Origin of the sequence: Alteromonas sp. KUL42 (genome assembly GCF_006538325.1) — a bacterium.
Classification (GTDB): Bacteria; Pseudomonadota; Gammaproteobacteria; order Enterobacterales; family Alteromonadaceae; genus Alteromonas.
Genome location: NZ_BJKK01000004.1, coordinates 139,274 through 160,949 on the forward strand (window position 1 = coordinate 139,274; position 21,676 = coordinate 160,949).

Below are 21,676 nucleotides of genomic sequence, written 5' to 3' on the forward strand. Positions count from 1 at the left end.
ATCTATGACAGCGTAAGGACAGCAATTCGTTATCCATTGACGGTAAACGGCTTTGTCTTTTTTGATTTTTTTTTCGAGATGCATCGAGATTTATGCCTAAAAAATTTATTCGACGATTTTTGCCAGATCATCAAAGTATTAAGCAGAACAAAGCCCTTAAAATTTTTGGTACCCTTCTTCACGAGCCTAATTTATGGCATCTCAATCGTCGCTCAGCTGCGGGCGCATTTGGTATAGGCTTGTTCTTTGCATTTTGGCCCGTTCCTTTTCAGATGTGGCTTTCAGCGGGTATTGCTATACCCTGTCGAGTAAACCTACCGCTTTCAATTGCCACGGTTTGGATCACGAACCCATTTACTATTCCGCCAATATTTTATGGAGCATACAAGGTAGGTACTACTGTACTTGGGACTAAACCTGAACATTTTGAATTTCAATTTAGCTGGCAGTGGGTAGTTGAAAGTATCAATACCATAGGCCCAGCATTTTTGGTTGGATGTGGAATATGTTCAGTGGTATTTGGCTTAGCGGGCTATTTTTCGTTGAATTGGATTTGGCGCTTACAAGTCAAAAAAGCGTGGCAACGCAGAAAGGAGTTGAGACTCCATAGAACTACCGCAAAATAACACTTTCGCTAAGCGGTTCTTTTACACGTGAAGCGCTTAGGTCAAAAAGCTTTTATGCAAAAACGCTCCGCACCAATAATTGGTTACGGCACGTTCATTATTTAGCGCTAGGCAGCGCTAAATTCGTTTATTTCTCGTGCTCTAATAAGAACGCAAGTAAAGCGGCTTCATCCCACACCGCAACATCAAGCTCTTGTGCTTTGGTTAGTTTAGACCCCGCCTTTTCGCCGGCCACCAGAAAATCGGTGTTCTTACTCACTGATCCCGCAACCTTTGCACCTAACATTTGTAAGCGCATCTTTGCATCATTGCGACCCATTTCATTGAGTGTTCCTGTAATAACGCAGGTTTTACCGTCAAGAGGTAGCGCCTCTGAATCGCGCTTTTCAATAGCAGGCCAGTTAATACCCTCACGCAATAAGGCATCAATAACATCAGTGTTGTGGCTTTCACTAAAGAAATTAGCAATGTGCGCAGCTACCACTTCTCCTACGTCTTGAACTTCAATGAGTGTTTCAACGGAAGCTTCGCGTATTGCCTCTAGGGTTTCAAAATGTAAGGCAAGGTTTGCTGCTGTGGCTTCACCGACTTCGCGAATACCTAGCGCATATAAAAACTTTGCTAGCGTCGTCGTTTTTGCTTTCTCTAGCGCATCTACTAACTTGCTGGCAGATTTTTCTGCCATACGCTCAAGGCCAACTAAGTCGCCAATGTTTAATGTAAAGAAATCTGCTGGACTATGCACTAAATCAGCATCAACAAGTTGATCAACTAGCTTATCCCCTAGCCCATCAATATCAAAGGCTTTACGTGATGCGAAGTGCTTAAGCGCTTGTTTGCGCTGTGCAGCACAAATAAGGCCACCAGTACAACGGGCAACTGCTTCATCTTCCAGTTTTTCTATGTGAGAATCACACACAGGGCAATGACTTGGGAATACAATGTCAGTCTCATTACCACTGCGATTCGCTTCGACTACCGACACCACCTGCGGGATAACGTCACCCGCTCGACGGATAACAACTGTGTCACCCACTTTCACCCCTAAGCGAGTGATTTCATCTTGATTGTGCAGTGTTGCATTAGATACCGTCACGCCACCTACAAAAACAGGCTCAAGACGCGCTACAGGCGTAATTGCGCCGGTACGACCTACTTGAAATTCAACGTCCAACAGTTGAGTGACTTCTTCTTGAGCAGGAAATTTCTGAGCAATTGCCCAACGCGGTGCGCGGGCAACGAACCCCAAAGCCTGTTGTAACTCGACCTGATTAACTTTAAATACTACGCCATCGATATCGTATGGAAGGTTGTCACGTACATTAAGAATGCGGTTGTAATAGGTCAAACACCCTTCGCCACCTTCTGCGGTATCTATTTCAGGGCAAAGCGGCAGCCCCCATTCACCGAGTAACCGTAAACGCTCTATGTGTGTGGTGGGCAAGACGAAACTCTCTGGTTGCACCACGCCCAATGAATACGCATAGAACATCAGTGGTCGTTTCGCGGTAATCTTAGAGTCAAGCTGACGCAAACTGCCAGCGGCGGCATTACGGGGATTAGCGAATACCTTACCACCACTTTCTCGCTGAGCAGTATTAAGCTTTTCAAAGCCCTCTCTAGGCATAAATACTTCGCCGCGTACTTCCACGCGTTGCGGATAGTTGTCGCCCCTAAGCGCCAGTGGCACATTTGAAATGGTACGCACATTTGCGGTGATATTTTCACCAACTTGACCGTCACCGCGTGTTGCAGCGCGCACCAACTCACCGTTTTCATACAAAATACTAACAGCTAACCCGTCCAATTTGGGCTCACACGCAAATGTCAGAGGCGCCCCGTCTTTTAGTCTGTCTTTAAGTCGCTTTTCAAACGCCAATAGCGATGCCTCATCGAAGGCGTTATCTAACGACAACATTGGAACATCGTGCGTCACTTGTTCAAAGGCTACCAAGGCTTTCCCACCCACTTTCTGACTGGGTGAGTTATCGCTATACAGCTCTGGATATTGCTTCTCAAGTGCTATCAAGGCTTGCATATCTCTGTCATATACCGCGTCAGGCACTGAAGGATCGTCTAGTACATAGTATTGATAGTTATACTCGTTTAGTGTGCGACGCAGAGCTGCTACGTCTTGTTTCGCTTTTTCTAGATTTTCAGACATGGAGTTACTTTCACGCCATTATAAAATTAAAGAAGATATCTCAATGGCTTCACTTAAAAAGGAGCACATTTTGACTATTAAATAAAAAGGACTTGGATATCACCAAGCCCTTGTTGTAAGTTGTTTTTCTGTCGTTATGCTTAGCACTGCTGACATATGCTACAACACCGCGCAAAACTCAACTGTTAATTTCGTGGGATCATACGCTTGCGTTCAAATTCACGGATCTTTTCTACGTATTGCTGTAACCCTTGTTTTGTTAGTACACTACGACGTCCATCGAGCACTTGTGCACCAAATTCATCAGCAATTTTACGCGCTGCGTTATGCATCATATTAAATACCTGATGAGGATCGCCCTCAATAGGTAAAATCATAAACAACGATACGCCTTGTGTTTCAAACGTCTCTAAGTTGTCGATATCAAACACACCTGGTTTAAACATGTTCGCTAAACTAAACAGCACCGGGCCTTTACCGTTTGAATTAACGTGGCGATGGAAAATGTCTTGATCGCCAAACTTAAAGCCCAACGTCAATAGCATAGGCAGTAACGCTGCACCTGATATGGGCTCGTCCGCTGGCGCACGCACATTTAATACCAATACCTCTTGCTCAGCACTTCCTTTTTGTGATGAAGACGAAGCAGAACTTGAAGAAGTTTCTGCTTGCGCATCATCGTTAGCACTAAATGCTTCTTCAGTGTAGTTGCCAGCACCATGACTCTCATCGAAATCAATGCGCATTTGATCATCACCAAAATTAGGTTCTTCGCGCTTGCGAATAGGTGTTCGACTTCGTTTGTGACGAGAAAAACGCTTGTTCTGATCAGATTGCTCTTGGTTCTCACCCGTTAGTTCGTGTGGTGTCTTTGGAGCATCTAGACTAAAGTCTGAAACTTCCTGAGCTAATTTTTCATCGTGTTTAACACTTGAATCTTCCGTCTCATCAAACACAGGTTCACGCTTCGTACCTGAGCCTTCATCAATTTTTACACTTTCTATTTGTTCAGAAGCACCTTCTTTAAGTAGAAAGCCGGGAGGCTCTGGAAACTGCGCGACATTGCCTTGAGCCGAACTTGTCGCACCACCAATCGAATCAAATGAACCGCGCACATTACCTGCCATATGAGGCTTTGGATTAGAAACAACAGAGCCATATAGTTTTGGCTTAGGCTGTGGAGGCGGCTCGCTGGTCTTTTGCTTACTACCTTCTTCAGTGTCATCTTTATCAGTTATTGTAGATTGTCCACTGTTAGAATTATCAAGTGAATCCTCTGATGTCTCTTGATTATCGCGTTGTAAACCAGTTGTGCTTGTGTGTTCTACATTACCGGCTGTTTCATAATTACCGGCTGGTTTGCTTTCGTCAGCTTGTTCGTTTTCACGGTCTGCTGTCTCTACTACCCGTACAGCGCCAATACCTAAATCATCAAAGCCATGAGAATCTTTTGACAAGTCCTCCTCAAGCGCATCGTCGTCAAGTGTATCTTCGCTCCACTGCCTTGGGGTTATACGCGGTTTTTCGTCTTGCTTTGTGTTTTTCCTAATTTTCCAAATTCCATGTGACAGTACAGCAATGATAAACACAGTACCGCCAAGGAGTAAAAATAGACGTAATTCATCTTCCATTTAGTTCTTTCGCCCTTTGTTATGCTTCTGCGAAGGCAACAGCCTCATCGACGTCCACAGCAACCATACGAGATACACCTGGCTCTGCCATGGTAACGCCAGTTAGGTGACTAGCCATTTCCATCGCTATCTTATTGTGGGTGATATAAATAAATTGCACAGTTTGTGACATTTCTGAAACCAAGTTACAAAAACGACCCACGTTTGCGTCATCTAATGGCGCATCAACTTCATCTAAAAGACAAAACGGTGCTGGATTTAACCTAAAAATAGCAAACACTAATGATAAAGCGGTTAGCGCTTTTTCTCCACCGCTTAAAAGGTGGATAGTGCTATTTTTCTTACCAGGTGGTCTCGCCATAATCGTCACACCCGTTTCAAGCAAGTCATCATCCGTCAATGCTAGGTAAGCAGAGCCCCCACCAAACACTTTTGGGAATAACATTTTTAAATCTTCATTCACTTGCTCGAACGTACTAGAGAATCGGGTTCGGGTTTCTTTATCAATTTTTCGAATGGCACTTTGCAATGTCTCAAGTGCTTCGGTTAAATCATTATGCTGTGTATCTAGGTGTGACTTTCGCTCTGATTGAGTTTCAAATTCTTCAACGGCAGCCAAGTTCACCGCACCTAAACGCTGTAAGCTGGCTTGGGTCTTTTCAAGATCATCCTGCCATTGCTTTTCTTCTGCCTGTTCAGGTAACGTTTCTAATATGCTCTTCAATGACATTTGCGTATCGTCGAGCTGCTCTAAGATTGTATTAGCGCGAACGCGATACCCTTCTATATCAATATTCAGTTTATCAATTTGAGTTTGACGGCTTTGAATATCTTTATTGAGAGACTGATGGCCTTTTTCTGCTTCACGGATCCACTGCTCGACATCATCCAACGTAGTTTGTTGTTCTGTTCGCTGTTGTTCCTGTGTTGCTTTTGTTTCAAGTAACGCTTGAAGTTCAGCATCTTGCATCTCTTGCGGTGCAGTAAGTTGATTTAATTCTTGTTGCAAACGCGACTTGTTGTTAGCGAAATCATGTTGCTGTTCTTTATTGCGGGTAATTTGCTGTGAATACAAATTCTGGTGATTTTCAAGCTGCTGTTTTTTTAATGCCAATTCATGGTTTTGAGATGTCAACGATTCAACCAAGGCACGTAGTTCGGTAACACTGCGCTCATTAAATTCACGCTGCGTATTAACTTCCTCTATGTGAACTTCGTGCTCCATTATTTGCGCTTCTTGTACAGCTAATTGTTCGGATAACGCTTCTAACTGTGCTTCTTCTTCACTTAAGATGTGCTGCTGCTTCTCTAGTTCTTCAACTAGCTTTTCTGTGCGCTTTGCCTGTTGTTGTTGCTGCATTGTAAGCAGTGACAACTGGCTACGCCACTGTACAGCTTTGTTTTCATCATTTTGCAATGCTATTTTTGCTTGTTGCAACGCAAATTGACTCTGTTGAAGCTTCTCTTCAACACGCTGTATTTCTTCTTCTATTTCCCGACTTTTCTCATCTAGCGCATTACATTGTTCGGTCAATGCCGCTATTTTATTCGCTCGCTGCAATACTCCGTCATTAGATTCACCTGCTTTAACTATCCAACTGCCACTTGCCCAAAGTCCACTGGGAGATATTGCACTGTTGCAACCGATTGGGAGCTCACTTCCATTGTCATTCGTAATGTTTTGAACAAGTAAGTGAAGTGCTTCGTCGCTATCGCACAATGCAATTTCCCCGAAAAAAGCGGGCACTTTGTCATTAAACGCCAGTAATGCATGAGCCAGTGTGTGAGCATTAGCCTGAGTTACAAATGCCTCATCGGAAAACACTTTTACACCATTGGGCAGTTGTTCGACGTTGGCAAGCAACCCTGTAATGTTATGGCTATCACTAACCGCTGGCTGTTTTAAATGCACAAGCACGGCTTCGACGCACTTTTCTAGGCCAACAGGCGCAGTTAAACCTTGCCATAATTTCGTTAGCCCTTCGATGGTTTCGCCATCATTAGAAGACGCATCAAACTGAAGCGCTTCTAGCGCACTTTTTGTTGACTGTGCAGTTTGTAATTCTCCAAGAGTAAGACGCTGCGTTTGCGCTAACTCTTTTGCCTCATCCTGATAAGCGTTTGTTTTTTCTTGTATCTGTAAAAGTGCTTCATTGTGGGTGTCAATAATTTCATCTATTTCTTCCAACTGCCCCCCAACCACAGCCATTTGAGCAGCAAAATCTTCTTCGTCTAGGGCCTTTAGCTCTTCGTTTAATTCACTAATACGTTGGGTGGTACGCAATTGCATACTCATGGTGGATTGGATTTGACTATGGCTTTGCTGGATATTTTGTTTCAAACGATTGAAAGCTTGTTCTTGTTCCCGCGCTTGGGCATTAAAATCCCGTAAAGCTTGTTCTGCATCTTCAAAACGTTCTTTCGCATGAGCTAATTCCGCTTCTTTTAGCTCAGCTTCAGGCTCAATTCGTTTAAGCGCCTCTTGCGAGGTAGTCAGAGCGTCCTCTGCTTCACGCATCGAGTCATCAAGCAATGACTGTTGTTCATTTAAACGCGACAACTCTAATTCTACCTGCGCTTTTCGCTGCTTGGCATGCAGTGCATTTTGTTCCAAGCGCGTAATAGCATTGCTGGTAGTGAAAATTTGTTGTTGGAGGTCGTCAATTAATTGCTTTGTAGCTACTTGCTTCGTTTTATAAGATTCTAGCCCTGCTTCGTCACCATGCATTCTGGCAACTAAGTCATCCATCTCAAGCTGTAATACCTGTTGCTGCTTTTGAAGGGTGTCGATGTGGTCGCTATTTTTTAAAAAACCGAATTGCCGCTAATTGACTTTTGAGCTCTCGCGCATGAGCTCGCAACGTTTTATAACGCGTAGCAGCTGCAGCTTGCCGTTGTAGTTTCTCAATTTGTTTACCGAGTTCGTCGCGTACATCGTTTAAGCGCTCTAAATTATCCTGAGTGTGCTTGATGCGATTCTCGGTTTCTCTGCGGCGCTCTTTATATTTAGAAATGCCCGCCGCTTCTTCAATAAAAACACGCAACTCTTGTGGTTTCGACTCAATAAGCCGTGAAATCATGCCTTGTTCGATAATAGCGTATGAACGAGGGCCCAACCCCGTTCCCAAAAACAAATCCGTAATATCACGACGACGGCATTTAGTACCATTTAAAAAGTAGTGAGACTGAGCATCTCGGGTAACAAGGCGTTTCACCGACAATTCGTTATAGTTAGCATATTCGCCAACAATACGCCCAGCACTATTGTCAAAAACCAGTTCAACACTGCATTGGCCAACGGGTTTACGCGATGAAGAACCATTAAAAATAACATCGGTCATTGCATCACCACGAAGGTTCTTCGCCGAGCTTTCACCCAGTACCCAGCGAACGGCATCGATAACATTAGACTTACCGCAACCATTAGGCCCCACAATGGCAGTCATTTCACCAGGAAATGGAATTGTGGTAGGTTCAACAAAAGACTTGAAACCCGCTAGCTTAATTTTCTTTAGTCTCAAAAGCTGACCTCTCCTGAGGTAGCACGCGAAGTAATGACCACGACAAAGCCGCGCACTAATAAGGTAGCGCGACAAAAATTAGCAATTAAATAATGCCGTTTAGAATTAGATGCCATCACGGGAATGCGTTTTTTGTTATTATGAAACGACTCTATCAAATCTAACAGCTTGTAACAATTGCCATTTTGGTAGCGTACACAGCCAACGTACAATGGCCGTTCAACAAGCTTTTAAATAGCATAGAAAAGACATAAAAAACGCGACTATTAACATAATAGACAATATTGAATAACTGACTTTTACGACTAGAGCGATGGGCGTATATAAGTAGTTAAATTGATTTACCATGCAAGGAGTACCAATGGGTTCTGGTGGAGTACATTATTTTTTTGAAGGTTTTTCTTTGATAAAAACGAAAGGCTTAAAGCGCTTTGTTTTTGTTCCGCTATGTATCAACCTTCTTTTATTTGCCGTTGCATTTTACTTTTTATTTGGTCAGATTGAAGTGGGTATCACTTATGTCATCGATTTAGTGCCCGAATGGCTGGGTTGGTTTAAAACGGCTGTCAGTTTTTTCTTGTGGCCTTTAGCAGTTATTAGTGTGCTACTTATATTTGCCCTAATTTTTGGTACCTTGGCCAACTGGATTGCAGCGCCATTTAACGGCGTACTTGCAGAAAAAGTAGAACGGCACTTAACCGGCCAAGATTTAGGTGACGAAGGCGTATTTGCACTAATTAAAGATATACCTCGCACTATTGGACGTGAATTGACGAAATTCGCGTGGTATTTACCTCGCGCAATAGGTTTCTTACTTTTGTTTTTTTACTTCCAGTAATAGGGCAAGTGTTGTGGTTTTTATTTAACGCTTGGATGATGGCTATACAGTACTGTGATTACCCTTACGACAATCATAAAGTTGATTTCACGCGTATGCGTCGTCACCTTGAAACCCATAAAGGTAAAGCGATGACATTTGGTATTATGGTTAATGTTTTTTCGCTTATTCCCATTGTTAACTTTATTGTAATGCCTGTGGCGATTTGCGGTGCAACGTCTATGTGGGTGAATGAACTAAAACACACATTAAAAGAGGTATAAGAAGCATAAGAGGTTTTGCATAAAACGTACTGTGTAAAAGATAAATCCACTAAGTACTCTAAATACAAGTACGCTAAGTACGATCACTTTGTGATATAGGCCTCGTACTGCGCTAGCCAATGTGCAGCCTCTTTTTGATTGCCACTTTTGTGAAATGCCTGAAAGAAGTTCATTGAAATTGGGCGTTGTGCATTTTGCTTGGTTAACTGCTGTTGCCACAGCACTAAGTATAGCGGTGGAATAACACCGCTGTCATGGTGCTCCATAAACGTGATGCGACGACTCGGCTTATAACTGCGCTTTCCAACCAACTCACAGGTTTTTGACCTTGCAATGATGGTGGCGGGATCGATATCCAGCCAATTATTCACAGTTTCATGTGGTGCATACCAATAGTCACTGTCGATAATGATGTTCGGCGGTGAAAAGTTGTCGATTTGATCTTCTTGGCACAACTGACGCGCCATGCTTCTATTCATGGGGTACTCATCAGCAAACCCTGCAAAATGTGCTAACTCGTGCACAAATACGGAATATGCGTCACTAATATCCAAATACATAACACCGTTTTGCACATTCGCTTTACCTTGCTCTGCAATCACCACAGCGTGACTAAATTTGCGCGTTTTAGCGATATTAGAAAGAGGCGTTACATCGCACCCTAAAACCCCTCTTCCCTTGTAATCGGCATTACAAGTTAAGGCTTTGTTTTCCAGCCAAATAGGCGGAGCAATGCATAGCGACAATGCCTCAAGACGTTCATCTTCTAGAAAAGACTGGTAAATAGTATCCGCATGGATAATTGTGGCCAAACTGGTCGCAAAAGGCTGGATACGCTGTAGGCAAGTTTTATCGTTTATCGAATGTTTCGCCCAGTCATAGGGCGGAACGTTTTTTAGCGAACGTGCTGTATATTTATTAATAGCAACCAAAGCGCGCTTCGCTTGCTTATGGCCTAATTCAGCAGCATGAGCAAAATGTGATTTGGCCTGGTTGTGTTGACCTTCATCCCACAGCAAACGACCGTATTTGAAGGCACTTTGCATATCCAATGTTGCTGTTGTAGCTAACAGTGGTTTAGCGAGTTGTTGCTTTCCGTGCAACAAATACCAGTCGGCAAGCGCGGCCTGTGCTGGCGCGTACTGCTGCTGTGCTGCTTTGTTTAACCACTTTTCTCGCGTTTCAGGTAATTCGGTAGCCATAGCATAAGCAAATTGCGCTTCTGGAACGCCGCCTACAGCAGCAAGGTACATAAAGCGCTCTGACGTTCCCTCTTCGCCTTGCATTTGATACAACAGCCATGCTGCATCTGCATTTTCCAGTTTAACCAACTTTTCAAGCCAATAACGTGTGTCAGCTTGGGTTGCATCAGAAGAAGAGAAATTTTTCAGAAAAGCGCTTTCAAAAGCTTGAAGTAATAGCGCTTGTGCATCTTCACTGCCTTGTATAGCTGCATGCCATAGCAGAGCAAAAGTGGCATTGTTCAGCCCTTCATTGTAAGAAGTATCTCGGGCATTTGCTGTATTTGACGAAGGTATATTTGAATTAGTCTCACTATCAGAAGCATTCTCTGATGGACTAGCCCAAATAACAGAGTGCAACGCATTTCTGAGCAGTTGAGGAACATAACGTCCGCTATCACCGGCAACAATGAGTAGTGCCAATACTGCCAGTATGAGACCACGCATAGCGCTATTTAATTACTCTTCACTAGCAACAAAGTTACTTGCCTGATCGCGCAAGCGATTGAGTTCAAGCCTTGCGTAACGATGTTCGACATAATCAAACACGTTGGTACTTAGCGCCAATTTAAAGTAATTTGATGCTATGCCACTGTTGCCATTTTGAGAATGATATTTACCGAGGTAAAAATATGCTTCACACAAACGGTCAGTTAACCCCTTCTGGCTTCGAACCCCTTCTAATAAAGAGTTAAGTACCTGATTTTCATTAACAGTGCCTAAAAACAAGTCGACTAAACTTGTTGCCCAGTGATTACTATCTAAGGTTGGGCGTATTGTAGCTAAGTAAATCATACCGTCTTGTTGTGATACGTCATGATGTGCAAAATAGGCCCATAGCGCTCTAAAAGGGTCGCTCTCATCTTTTTGATAAAAGGTATTTAAATCTGACGTTGCTAGTTCAGCGCGTCCACCATAATACAATGCGATACCGCGATTCAAAAACGCGTAGTCATAATCCGGCTTTATTTCAAGGGTTGAGTCAAACGCATCATAGGCTTGTATAAAGTCACTCTGCTGAATGTAATGAATGCCAATAGAGTTATAGGCTTCGGCTAAGTCTGGCTTAAGATTTAACGCCTGCGAATAATCAAATTGTGCAAGGCCTGCTAACCCCACGCTGTCGTATAACATACCACGCTGAAAGTGTAACTCTGCTTTATCTTCATCGGAGAGCGCTGGGCTATTAAGCACCTGATTGTATCGTGCTATGGCCATTTCAGAACGGGGATTTATTGGTGCAGGCTCAGCCAATAATAAATTGCCCATCTGAGGGCGTTCTGAAATAGGCGGCGTTTGAGTACAACCGGTTAAAATGGCAACGAATAAAGAAAAAAAGATGAGACTAACGTTTCTGCACATGGTAAAAAAGCATTCTATAAACAAAGAAAAAACCGCCTGAATACAAAGTATACGCTTGTTGCGGCGCGATTGCCGTCACCTTCTCGCATTTGATGAAAAAAGTAAAGCGTATTAGGCGGGAAACAAAGGTAGCTATGAAGAATAATAACCTAGAACAACTGTCAAAACTTGCATTCGATGCGCAAAAAAACTCTCATTCGCCGTATTCTAATTTCAAGGTAGGTGCCGCACTGCTTACTCCTTCTGGTGATATCTTTTCAGGTTGCAATGTAGAAAGTGCCGCTTTTCCCCTCGGTCAGTGTGCCGAAGCTACTGCTATCGGGAATATGGTGACCCATGGTCACAAACGTATTTCCCACATTGTTATCGCAAGCCCTAACGATGATTTTTGCTTTCCGTGTGGTGGTTGTAGACAAAAAATTGCGGAATTTGCCACTGACGACACGCCAGTAACCATGGTCAGTAAAAGCGGCGAGACACACGAAACCACTATTGGTACGTTATTACCAAATGCCTTTCGTGCACACGATCTTGATAAATAATCTCCCAATACGTAAAACAATCACCCAACTAATATAAGAAAAATACAATTTGAACTTTTAGGTGAAATAAAGTTCTTCTACAATCGGCATTTATTAGTACTTAACACTGACAACACTGTAATACGGATATTACGTAAAAAATAAACTGGTCAACGCCTTGTGCGAGACCAGAGGTGTTCAGTTGCATAAAAACAGGTTACACCATGGATAACAAAAAATACGACTATCTCATTGTAGGCGCAGGATTATTCGGCGCTGTATTTGCTCACGAAGCCACAAAAGCCGGCCACAAGGTGTTGGTTATTGATAAACGTCACCACACAGGTGGCAACATCTATTGCGAGAATATCGAAGGTATTAATGTTCACAAATACGGTGCACATATTTTTCACACCAGCAATAAAGAGGTGTGGGATTATGTGAACCAGTTTGTTGATTTTAACCATTATGTTAATTCCCCGGTCGCACGTTATCGCGGCAAGTTATATAACCTCCCTTTTAACATGAACACCTTTTATCAGTTATGGGGAGTTACAACACCATCAGAGGCACAAGCCAAAATTGAAGAGCAGCGTGCACCATATAAGGATATCGAACCCAAGAACTTAGAAGAGCAAGCGTTATTTCTAGGTGGTAAAGACTTATACGAGACGTTAATAAAAGGCTACACAGAAAAACAGTGGGGACGCCCTGCCACTCAGATCCCGTCATTCATCATTAAGCGTTTACCCTTCCGCTTTACCTTTGACAATAACTACTTCAATGATCTTTACCAAGGAATACCTATTGGCGGCTATAACGCACTGACCGATGCACTGCTAGAAGGCATAGAAGTACAGACGGGAGTGAATTATTTCGAAGATAAAGACATCTATGATGCGCTAGCACAACGGGTGTTGTACACAGGCAAAATTGATGAGTTCTTTGAGTTTCAATTGGGCAAGTTAGAATATCGAAGCCTACATTTTGAAACAGAAGTACTTGATGAAGAAAATTATCAAGGCAATGCAGTAGTTAATTACACAGAGCGGGATGTACCTTACACGCGTATTCTTGAACACAAACATTTTGAGTTTGGTACGCAAGAGAAAACCGTCGTAACTAAAGAATATCCGCACGAATTCAGCAAAGACAACGAACCCTACTACCCTATAAATGACGATGTGAACAATAGCTTATTGGCACAGTACAAAGAACTGGCAAATAAGCCGGAAAATAAGGAGAAGTATCTCTTTGGCGGACGCTTAGCCGATTACAAGTACTACGACATGGACGACACTATTGAAGCTGCACTTACGTTATGTAAACAGGAATTAAAATAATAATATGTCTGAAAAAGTTTATATTGCGCGAAATTATCGGTCTAAATTCGACGCTGCCGGAAAAGCCAAAATGGACTGCGAGACTATTCTAGCAGAGAGCGGTTGGAAAAACATTGGCTTTAAACAAACATGGATTTCCAACGGCCCTATTGGCACAGCGTTAAGTGCACTGGGTGTTACCTGGGCCCTACTACGTTTAAAAAAGGGCAGCACGGTTTGCACGCAGTATCCTTTTAAGAAGTTTTATCGCTACACTGCTTGGGGTGCTCGTCTAAAAAAATGTAAGTTAGTAACCATAGTGCACGACGTAACTTCACTTAAAAAGCGACACTTAGATCCAACACCAGAGATTGCGCTCTTATCACGCTCTGAAACCCTTATTGTTCATAATACGTCTATGGCGCGTTGGTTCAGTGAAAACGGTATTAATGCTGATATGGTTTCGTTAGAAGCCTTTGATTACTTGCATGAACCTAAGTTTGATGCACAAAGAAAATCGGTAGATATGCAAGACCTTCGCTTAGTCTTTGCAGGGAATATGGGCGGCAAGCAACAGTTTTTGTATGATCTTGATACATTAGACAAAGGCAATTATCACGTCGACCTATACGGCGTAGGGTTTAAACCTGAAAAAGTACACAACGCGGATGACACGAAGCTAAACTACATCGGAAAATTCCCCGCAGATGAAGTTATCGACCGCATCGATGGTGACTTCGGTATTGTGTGGTATGGAGACTCCCTCGATTCTTGTGACTGCCCTAATGGTCAATATCTTAAATACAATAACCCGCACAAACTGTCACTTTATCTACTTTGTGAAATGCCAATCATAATTTGGGATAAAGCCGCCATGGCGGATTTCGTGGCCTCAAATGGTGTGGGGATCGTACTCTCTTCACTTAAAGAGCTTCCTCATAAACTCGCCGAACTCAGCGAGCATGACTTCAATACCATGAAAGACAACGCACGACGCTTAAAAGCAAAACTAGAGAAAGGTGGCTTTCTTGCCGACGCTTTGGCAAAGGCAGAGAAGTAGCAGACAATATGGCGAATTCTAGGGAAGTTGAATTCGTCATAACCGTTCAAATGGTACATCGTTAATACTTCTATTAATCACTATCTGTGAACGTAAATGTGACTTACCCGTTTAGAATATCCTTACCCGATAATATTGTTTGAAGAGCCCCATGCAGAACATTGTTGTATCAGATATTTTTGGCAAAACAGAGGCGTTAGAAGAATTTACCTCTAGATTTACAACGCCTACGGAAATTGTTGACCCCTACAACGGTGAATTCATGCAATTTCAAAATGAGCAAGCCGCTTACTCTTATTTCTCTGAGCAAGTCACGCTTGTTAAATATTCAGACTACTTGTATGAACGAGTCCAAAACGCAACCACTGCTATTAACCTTATCGGTTTTAGTGTTGGAGCCTCGGCAATATGGAACATATCTGACCGCCAACATTTAGGACGCGTGGTAAGTGCGCGTGGTTATTACAGTTCACAAATACGGCACTTTTTACATATTCAACCGCACTTTCCTATTAATCTCATATTTCCAATGTCAGAACAGCATTTCTGTGTTGATGAAGTCATGTTGGCATTGAAAGATAGAGATAACGTCACTATTAGACAAGTGCCCTACTTGCATGGATTTATGAATACTCACTCGACAAATTACAACGCCACTGGCTATAAAAACGAACTATCATCATTACGTAACATGTAATTCAAAATAACCAAGCGAAAGACTATCCAATTACATTTCAAGCACATCAGCGCATTAATCAACACATCAATGGCTTGGTCTCTCTGGTGATAGTCAAGATTTTACCTTGCTCGTCAAAAGCAAGTGCCACCTGCATTCCCACCTTAATATCTCCTTGAATACGATTTAGCGTATTCAAGGAATCAAGCAAAGCTTGAGACACAACAAGTTTTGCCTGTTCACAATCAACAAGCATCCAATTGCCATTGTCGGCGTATAGTGTCGCATGTTGGAACTTTACCGCCTGTGACAGTTCTTGGCTTGCGTAATAGTTTTGTGTGTAGACATTAAAACGCGTACGGTAATTATTGTCTCGATATGACTCACCTTCACCATCAAAGCCGTGATAATCGACAATGTTGACTACTACTGCACCATTAACATTTGTTTCTAAATTACTCGTAGCCAAAGCGGGAGCCGTGTTTTCTTGCCAGCGAATAACATTGTACATACCAAACGTCACCAATAGAGCAAATGCAACGGCCCCCAACTTAAACCCCGACGAACTGAATGCAGCTAAAATTTGGGAGAAGTGTTGAACAAAAACCTGACCAAAGCCCGACATTTTAACTGTGTGTTGGCCGTGGTGAAGCATTACACGCTGTTTGACGTCACTGTCAATATTATGCGCTTGTTGACTGCGTCTATAGGCTTCCTGTAGCTCTTTATCAGACATAGACATGTTACTTACGCTCCATCAGTGTTTTTATAGTCTCACGGGCGTAGCGCAAACGGGTTTTGACCGTTTCTTTCGGCACATGACAAATATCGCTAATCTGCTCTAGTGAAAAGCCTTCGAGCTGCAGTGACAATGTCTCTCGCTGTTTAAATGGCAATTGGCGCATCGCTAGCTGAAACTTATCTTTATCAAGGTGCTGGCTCAATTGAGTGCTCTGGTTAACACTGCTACTGTGCGCATCTCCAACGTGATTTTCAACTGCTTCACAGCTATAGGTAATTTTCGCATTTCGTCTAAACTCATCTATGAGTGCTCGCCGCCCTATGGTGAATAGCCACGCCTGAAAGTTATTGTCATTTACAAACGTACTACGCTTTTCAATAACCGTCATCCATGTACGCTGCGTTATATCTTGTGCAGTTTGGTCATCTGACATCAATAACAAAAAATAATACAGCTTGTTGCTGTGCAAGTCGTACAACGACGACAAGGCTTGTTGGTTTCCAGTTTCAGCGTACTGGCTCATCAACCGCTCACTTAGCCCCTTCAAACCAGTGCCGCTATTAGCGCGTTCGCCACTTTCACAGCTTTTTATTGTTGAACTAGCGTCATGCTTGTCGTTGCTGAAGAACGAACGCCGCAACATACCTTGTAAGCTTGCGCCTATACTCATAGGCCTATTCCTTATTGCTCTAGCTCGATTGCTCTAGCTTAAAATTCAATACTACAACCATACCGGTTTGACTAACAGGTTTGCCATCAAGTAACTGAGGTTTGTATTTCCATTTTTTAAGTGCGCGGCGCGCTGCGCGATCAAAAACTCTTGCCGGCTGTGCATCAAGTACGGTGATATCACTTACCGCGCCACTCGCTGTAACAGTAAACCCCAGTTTGACCCATCCTTCAATGCCATCGCGACTTGCCTCTGAAGGATAAGTAGGGTCAACCCGAAACTGTGGTGTAGCTTGCATGTTACCCTGAGCTGAATTTATGTTTATATCAATATTCAATTTTGTCTTTGGTACGTGCGTATTAAACGTGTAGTTGGTCTGTGAATCGTTGGGTTCTACCTCAATTTTATCTACTTTTGCAGGTGGCGTTTTAATTACCTGTTCTATGGGCTTGAGCTTCTCTTTTGTAATCGTTTTTTCATCTTCGGGCTGAAATATTATAGGGTCAATAAACACGGTAGGCAGTGTTGTTGAAGTAACAGTATCTTGCTTGATGAGCTGAGCCATTAATACAAAAAGCGACATAGTTACAAATGCACCCGCACTAATCAGAAGAACAGCATTGGATACACGCTTAAATGTATCTCCCCCAATTCGCTGAAAAACAAAGGTATTGTTAGAACTACATTGCGAGATAGTGTGCATGGTATTTCTCCTGTTTTTTCTACTAAACGCAGGAGAAATCGAAAAGGGGTGAAAAAAGTGAAAATATTTAAAAGTGTAATACCAATTTTTAGTCTGGCTTTTTGTTTTTCTGATCTTGCTTACTATTTAATTTCGCTGCAGCCATAAACCCAACGATAAAAATAACGAAAACACCCACGCCAAACCAAATCAATAAATTGAGTAAAAAGTCCATTCTCTTTTCCTTAACGCGTCGTAATTATCTATACCTTGCATGTTTTAATACGGCCTTGGGTTAACCCAATTACTGTAAAAACATTTGCGATTCGTCAATTGAGCATGCTTCTACAGACTTGGGATTATTATTGCGATCAACAACCCAACAATCGTCATATATAGAGCAATAACACAACTCAATATACATGTAGGGGTCGGCGGCTAAGATCTCTGAAGTATGTTCGCCTTTGTAGTTCACAGGCAAAACACTTTGCCCTGCGGGCAGTGTAATATTACCGATATGGGATTGTTCGATGTGTCGAAACTCTTTTCGCTCTGACCATCTTTTTATAACGGTGTCGTTATAGCTTACTTTTGCGTAATGAAATATTGCTGGCCCTGTTCCCTTGTTAGCGACTCCGTAACTAAACTTTTGTTCGCCGTAACTTCTGTAAATCTCAATACGAGGCCAAACTGACGCTTTAGCATAAGCACGGTCGATGTATGCAGAATAGATTGATATGACTGCCGTCACTAAGCCAATAAATAAGGCACTTAGTGCAACTAGCATCTCTGGATTTTTATACCACTTCACACGCGCTTCCATTATCATTCCCTGAAAATCAATACATTAATTACTAACCATTATGCATTAGCTAGGTTGTGCTTCAATCTTATTTATAAGATTTGATTTAAATGGAAAAAGAATCAAATACTACACATCAAGACTCATATGTATTAAAGGAAAAGGCTCCCCTTGACCATCACGCTCTGAACGCCCTACGCGTTTAAAACCAAGACGCTCATAAAAAGTAATTGCGTTGGGGTTCTGTTCATTCACATCAACCTTTGAAGCCGACAGATTATCTAATGCATACTGTATAAGCGCTTGACCAATCCCTTGTCTAAACCAATTAGGGTGAATGAACAACATTTCAATATTTTCGTTTGCTACACCTATGAAACCAACAAGCTGATCTTCAAGAAAAGCACAGCGTAGTTCAACAGCATCAAAGTAGTGTTCTAATATAAGTGGCTTTAACGTTAGAATATTTTTTTCTGGTAAAAAGTGATGCGTAGCGCGTACAGAAGCCTCCCAAATCTCGATTAGCACTGGGTAATGCTGACATGTGCCTTTTGTAATAGTCATTTATTGGTTTACCTGAGTAACAGTGAATGAAATAGAGGTGATTTTCCAGTCTTCACCATGCTTTACCATGCTCCAAGACTCTGTGCCTTTTGCCCTCATTTTACCGTTTTCATGATCACTGTAATCAAAATGTACACTTGCTAAATAACCATCGGTTTGTACATTAACATTCCAAATTTTCTCTTCTAAAGCATCGTTACCTAACAGCATTTTAGACGGTGGCCCGAACTTTCCAAAGTCGACAGTTGCTGGGTAATCCGCTCTTTCTTCGCGTTTAGCTTTTAACATTTCTTCACTAAAAACAGCAATAAATGGAATGCTTTCGCTGTAAAACAAAGATTCAAAAACCGCTTTATCTTTGTTAATTATGCTCACCCTGAATTTTTCGACAACCTCTCTAATTTGTGTCTCTGACTCTGAAACATTGGCGTTCGCAACATGGCAAATACTCAATGAAATAATGAAAAACGACGCTATTTTTTTATTCATTTAATTATTTCTAACTCAAAAAAGTAAAATCTTCTACCGGGTAACCAACTGACAGGAATTCTCCAAATCATCTGCCTTAAAATGCGAATCATCAAAGATGTTAACCAAGTTTCGTTTGAGGTTTTCAATTTCCACAGCACGTTGCTCCTTAACAAGAACCTGGCTAATATCCAAAACCTGAATACGCGCTTTAACGGCATCACAAATAAATTCCTTGGCTTTACCGATTTCACCGTTTTCTATCAACTGATAGGTAGCAGAGAGTTGAAGCGCACTATTATAAAGCTCGGTTGAATTAGAGTTAGCACCTGAAGCTATTCCCAAAGAAGCGCCGGCAAGTAGTCCAATTACAAATATAGCTATACCTAGTATTGCGAGAATAATGCTATTTTTCATTAAACTATCCTTATTACTCTATCTCTTCCAACTGATAAGAGCTTAACGGTTAATCGAACCATATAGCAAATTATAAACGTGCATTTGGTTGAATTAGCTACATGAGCATTCCATTTAGCACCAAACTCGGCATTAAGAAAAAAGCGGAGAACGCAATATAACCGGTGGTAAAAAACGCCAATGAACAAAATGTTGCCTGAACAAAGAAGACACTTGGTTTTGCTGACGCACTTGATTCATAAGTGCAATAAGCCAACCTTATTACCTGTTTAGTTTTGTATTTTGCCTTGTCGAAAACCGTACATACTTGTCTGATAATTGGTATGGTATAAACAGCTAAAAAAGCAAATACAACTTCAATCCCCCCAAACTGAAATAGCAACGCTATTTCCGGTGAAAACCACCCAACAATACCAATAAAAAGCCAAAATGCCGTTTTTTGGTACACATTTAAATCTTCCCATTTGATCATCACATATTCTCTTTATTTGATTTACGCTTGACTAAGCAAACTACCCCAAGTGAGCCAATATTCGCTTGTGGCAACATCATCTCATTATGTGTTTTCCATATAGTCCCTTAATCTACCGTTTTATTACAAACCTACGATAAGTTTCTTCAAGGATAGACTTTTAATTCCATTTAACTCTCTCCAACACCCACTGCAATTGCTTATCTGTATTAGTGATATAGTCATCTATACTCAGTGAAATCAGCTTATCTGGATAAATAGCGTCGTTTTTCAGTTCTGTATACTGATTTGACGCTTCAGTGCCTTTTTTAGGCCCTATAGAAAAATCGTAAAATCGCTTTGAGTATGAAACCACACGTTTTGAGTTTGGCAATATAAATTGCCCCATGTCTTGATAGCCTTTCGGTTTTGCGCCGGTGGGCTCTCCTACCAATGTGGCATTTAACAAACGTGCATACTGTGCGGCGTTGCTCATTGCCGCGGAAAACGTCACATTATTGATTAATACATAAATGCCATCTTGCCAGCGTAAACTATCAGCCAGTACTAAATACTGGGCCAACTTCAACCCCACAAAAAAGTCACCACCAAAGTTGTTTCTTAAATCGATAATAAGACTTTCGCTTTTGTTGTTGTCAATAAATTGGAGTAACTCCTTAGCAAAGTGATCCATGGTGCTCATATCGGGATAGCGTTCAAACTTTACGTAGACGGCATTTTTCTGTTTAGCGTGCGTAAACCACAACCACTGTGTGGCCTGTTTAATTTCGTGTTTTCTCCCGTTTTTAATACGAGTCTTGTTACTAGAAGCGAACTGCCGGTTTTTTTGGCTAGCAATAGGCTTAATTGGTGCCTTAGCGTGGAAATGGTCTAACGATAGCTGCAAGTTCATTGTTTGTGTTTCTAATGCTTCTAATGTCACCGTAGAGGTTTCACCATTAATGAAGAAAGTAAACTGAGCAACATATTTATCATCAACAATGCCAAGGCCGTTTAGCACTTCTGCTACCGGCAAATAATGGGCAATACGAACTGATGTTGAATATTGATTTTCTGCGAACGGGACTACTTCAGACAACATTGTTACTATCGCATCAACTGGTTTTCCATTGATAGACAAGAGTTCCGCTTTAAGCAGGCCTGCATTTTCATCAGTAGTTTCACTCACATAAAATTTTCCATCTACGGCTATAAACTTAAATGGAAACTTATGTAGTGGTGCTCCCCACAATGGAAATGCTGTGTGGCCGTCCCCAATGGTGTTGGTTAACTGCATTAAGGCAACTAAGATTTTGTTGTCGGATAGCCGCGGCAATTGGCTTCTCAGTAGATTCAATTTTTGATCAAACGCTTTTTCTGAAGAAGCGTGAAACAGGTCAAGGTGACCCTGTTTGAGTTGGGTTTCATAAGCTGCGATATCTTCTTCCCATTTATTTACATCTACCTTTTGTGAGCACCAGGCGATATTCGGCGTAACAACGAATGCAGTGATAGTGACGATAAGAGCGTGAAGTAGCGTTGCAGCGATATTTTTAATGTTAAGCGTAGTTAACGGCATCAATGGAACAGCCATAAAGGGAAAAACCATAAAAAGAAAAACATAGTGCAATGATGATGACGCTAAGAAAACAAGT

The 21,676-nt window shown here is 42.0% G+C and carries 21 protein-coding genes and 1 pseudogene; 6 read left to right on the forward strand and 16 right to left on the reverse strand.

All coding sequences use genetic code 11. The features are described from left to right. Positions 1-92 precede the first annotated feature (92 nt). Positions 93-626: a DUF2062 domain-containing protein gene (locus EYR97_RS07795; RefSeq protein WP_131093282.1), complete on the forward strand. Its 534-nt coding sequence runs from the start codon at positions 93-95 to the stop codon at positions 624-626. A 127-nt stretch (positions 627-753) separates the two neighbouring features. On the opposite strand, the gene ligA is transcribed toward EYR97_RS07795, so the two are convergent. The 4 genes from ligA to EYR97_RS22680 form a co-directional block, all read right to left on the reverse strand. After that, positions 754-2,790, reverse strand: coding sequence for an NAD-dependent DNA ligase LigA (gene ligA / locus EYR97_RS07800; RefSeq protein ID WP_131093283.1), 2,037 nt, complete (start codon positions 2,788-2,790; stop codon positions 754-756). A 185-nt stretch (positions 2,791-2,975) separates the two neighbouring features. Further along, positions 2,976-4,421 (reverse strand): cell division protein ZipA, encoded by a 1,446-nt coding sequence (gene zipA, locus EYR97_RS07805; RefSeq protein WP_131093284.1) that lies wholly within the window; start codon positions 4,419-4,421, stop codon positions 2,976-2,978. 19 nt (positions 4,422-4,440) lie between these two features. Beyond that, the gene (locus tag EYR97_RS07810; protein ID WP_404840955.1) at positions 4,441-7,170 is read right to left on the reverse strand and encodes a chromosome segregation protein SMC; all 2,730 of its coding nucleotides are present in this window, start codon (positions 7,168-7,170) and stop codon (positions 4,441-4,443) included. 49 nt (positions 7,171-7,219) lie between these two features. Then, on the reverse strand, positions 7,220-7,942 hold the full coding sequence (locus EYR97_RS22680) for a chromosome segregation SMC family protein (RefSeq protein WP_404840956.1): 723 nt from the start codon (positions 7,940-7,942) through the stop codon (positions 7,220-7,222). Between the two features lie 361 nt (positions 7,943-8,303). Between EYR97_RS22680 and cysZ the strand changes: the two are divergent. Next, positions 8,304-9,043: pseudogene (gene cysZ, locus EYR97_RS07815) on the forward strand (sulfate transporter CysZ). 83 nt (positions 9,044-9,126) lie between these two features. On the opposite strand, the gene EYR97_RS07820 reads toward cysZ, so the two are convergent. Together EYR97_RS07820 and nlpI are read right to left on the reverse strand one after the other, a co-directional pair. After that, positions 9,127-10,731, reverse strand: coding sequence for a sel1 repeat family protein (locus tag EYR97_RS07820; RefSeq protein ID WP_131093285.1), 1,605 nt, complete (start codon positions 10,729-10,731; stop codon positions 9,127-9,129). Between the two features lie 12 nt (positions 10,732-10,743). Next, a complete protein-coding gene (gene nlpI / locus EYR97_RS07825; RefSeq protein WP_131093286.1) occupies positions 10,744-11,646 on the reverse strand; it encodes a lipoprotein NlpI in 903 nt (300 codons plus the stop codon). 92 nt (positions 11,647-11,738) lie between these two features. Here nlpI and cdd point away from each other — a divergent pair, with 92 nt between their 5' ends. From cdd to EYR97_RS07845, 4 genes are all read left to right on the forward strand, one after another. Continuing rightward, on the forward strand, positions 11,739-12,188 hold the full coding sequence (gene cdd / locus EYR97_RS07830) for a cytidine deaminase (protein WP_404840957.1): 450 nt from the start codon (positions 11,739-11,741) through the stop codon (positions 12,186-12,188). A 203-nt stretch (positions 12,189-12,391) separates the two neighbouring features. Next, positions 12,392-13,510: a UDP-galactopyranose mutase gene (glf, locus tag EYR97_RS07835; RefSeq protein ID WP_131093288.1), complete on the forward strand. Its 1,119-nt coding sequence runs from the start codon at positions 12,392-12,394 to the stop codon at positions 13,508-13,510. 4 nt (positions 13,511-13,514) lie between these two features. Beyond that, positions 13,515-14,549: a beta-1,6-galactofuranosyltransferase gene (locus EYR97_RS07840; RefSeq protein ID WP_131093289.1), complete on the forward strand. Its 1,035-nt coding sequence runs from the start codon at positions 13,515-13,517 to the stop codon at positions 14,547-14,549. Between the two features lie 151 nt (positions 14,550-14,700). After that, positions 14,701-15,246 (forward strand): hypothetical protein, encoded by a 546-nt coding sequence (locus EYR97_RS07845; protein WP_131093290.1) that lies wholly within the window; start codon positions 14,701-14,703, stop codon positions 15,244-15,246. Positions 15,247-15,304: 58 nt separating this feature from the next. On the opposite strand, the gene EYR97_RS07850 is transcribed toward EYR97_RS07845, so the two are convergent. From EYR97_RS07850 to EYR97_RS07890, 10 genes are all read right to left on the reverse strand, one after another. Continuing rightward, entirely contained in the window at positions 15,305-15,967 is a 663-nt protein-coding gene (locus tag EYR97_RS07850; protein WP_131093291.1) for a hypothetical protein, read from the reverse strand. Position 15,968: 1 nt separating this feature from the next. Continuing rightward, complete coding sequence (locus tag EYR97_RS07855; protein ID WP_242634951.1) at positions 15,969-16,637, reverse strand: RNA polymerase sigma factor; 669 nt, start codon at positions 16,635-16,637, stop codon at positions 15,969-15,971. A gap of 19 nt (positions 16,638-16,656) precedes the next feature. Continuing rightward, positions 16,657-17,220, reverse strand: coding sequence for an energy transducer TonB (locus EYR97_RS07860; protein ID WP_404840959.1), 564 nt, complete (start codon positions 17,218-17,220; stop codon positions 16,657-16,659). 208 nt (positions 17,221-17,428) lie between these two features. Continuing rightward, entirely contained in the window at positions 17,429-17,554 is a 126-nt protein-coding gene (locus tag EYR97_RS22315; protein WP_258313209.1) for a hypothetical protein, read from the reverse strand. A 69-nt stretch (positions 17,555-17,623) separates the two neighbouring features. Further along, positions 17,624-18,142 (reverse strand): hypothetical protein, encoded by a 519-nt coding sequence (locus EYR97_RS07865; RefSeq protein ID WP_131093293.1) that lies wholly within the window; start codon positions 18,140-18,142, stop codon positions 17,624-17,626. A gap of 108 nt (positions 18,143-18,250) precedes the next feature. Next, positions 18,251-18,685, reverse strand: a complete 435-nt coding sequence (locus EYR97_RS07870; RefSeq protein ID WP_131093294.1) for a GNAT family N-acetyltransferase — start codon at positions 18,683-18,685, stop codon at positions 18,251-18,253. Then, complete coding sequence (locus tag EYR97_RS07875; RefSeq protein ID WP_131093295.1) at positions 18,686-19,174, reverse strand: hypothetical protein; 489 nt, start codon at positions 19,172-19,174, stop codon at positions 18,686-18,688. Positions 19,175-19,207: 33 nt separating this feature from the next. Continuing rightward, on the reverse strand, positions 19,208-19,570 hold the full coding sequence (locus tag EYR97_RS07880) for a hypothetical protein (RefSeq protein WP_131093296.1): 363 nt from the start codon (positions 19,568-19,570) through the stop codon (positions 19,208-19,210). Between the two features lie 97 nt (positions 19,571-19,667). Then, a complete protein-coding gene (locus tag EYR97_RS07885; protein WP_131093297.1) occupies positions 19,668-20,045 on the reverse strand; it encodes a hypothetical protein in 378 nt (125 codons plus the stop codon). A 157-nt stretch (positions 20,046-20,202) separates the two neighbouring features. Further along, positions 20,203-21,615: a peptidase S41 gene (locus EYR97_RS07890; protein WP_131093298.1), complete on the reverse strand. Its 1,413-nt coding sequence runs from the start codon at positions 21,613-21,615 to the stop codon at positions 20,203-20,205. Positions 21,616-21,676: the final 61 nt, after the last annotated feature.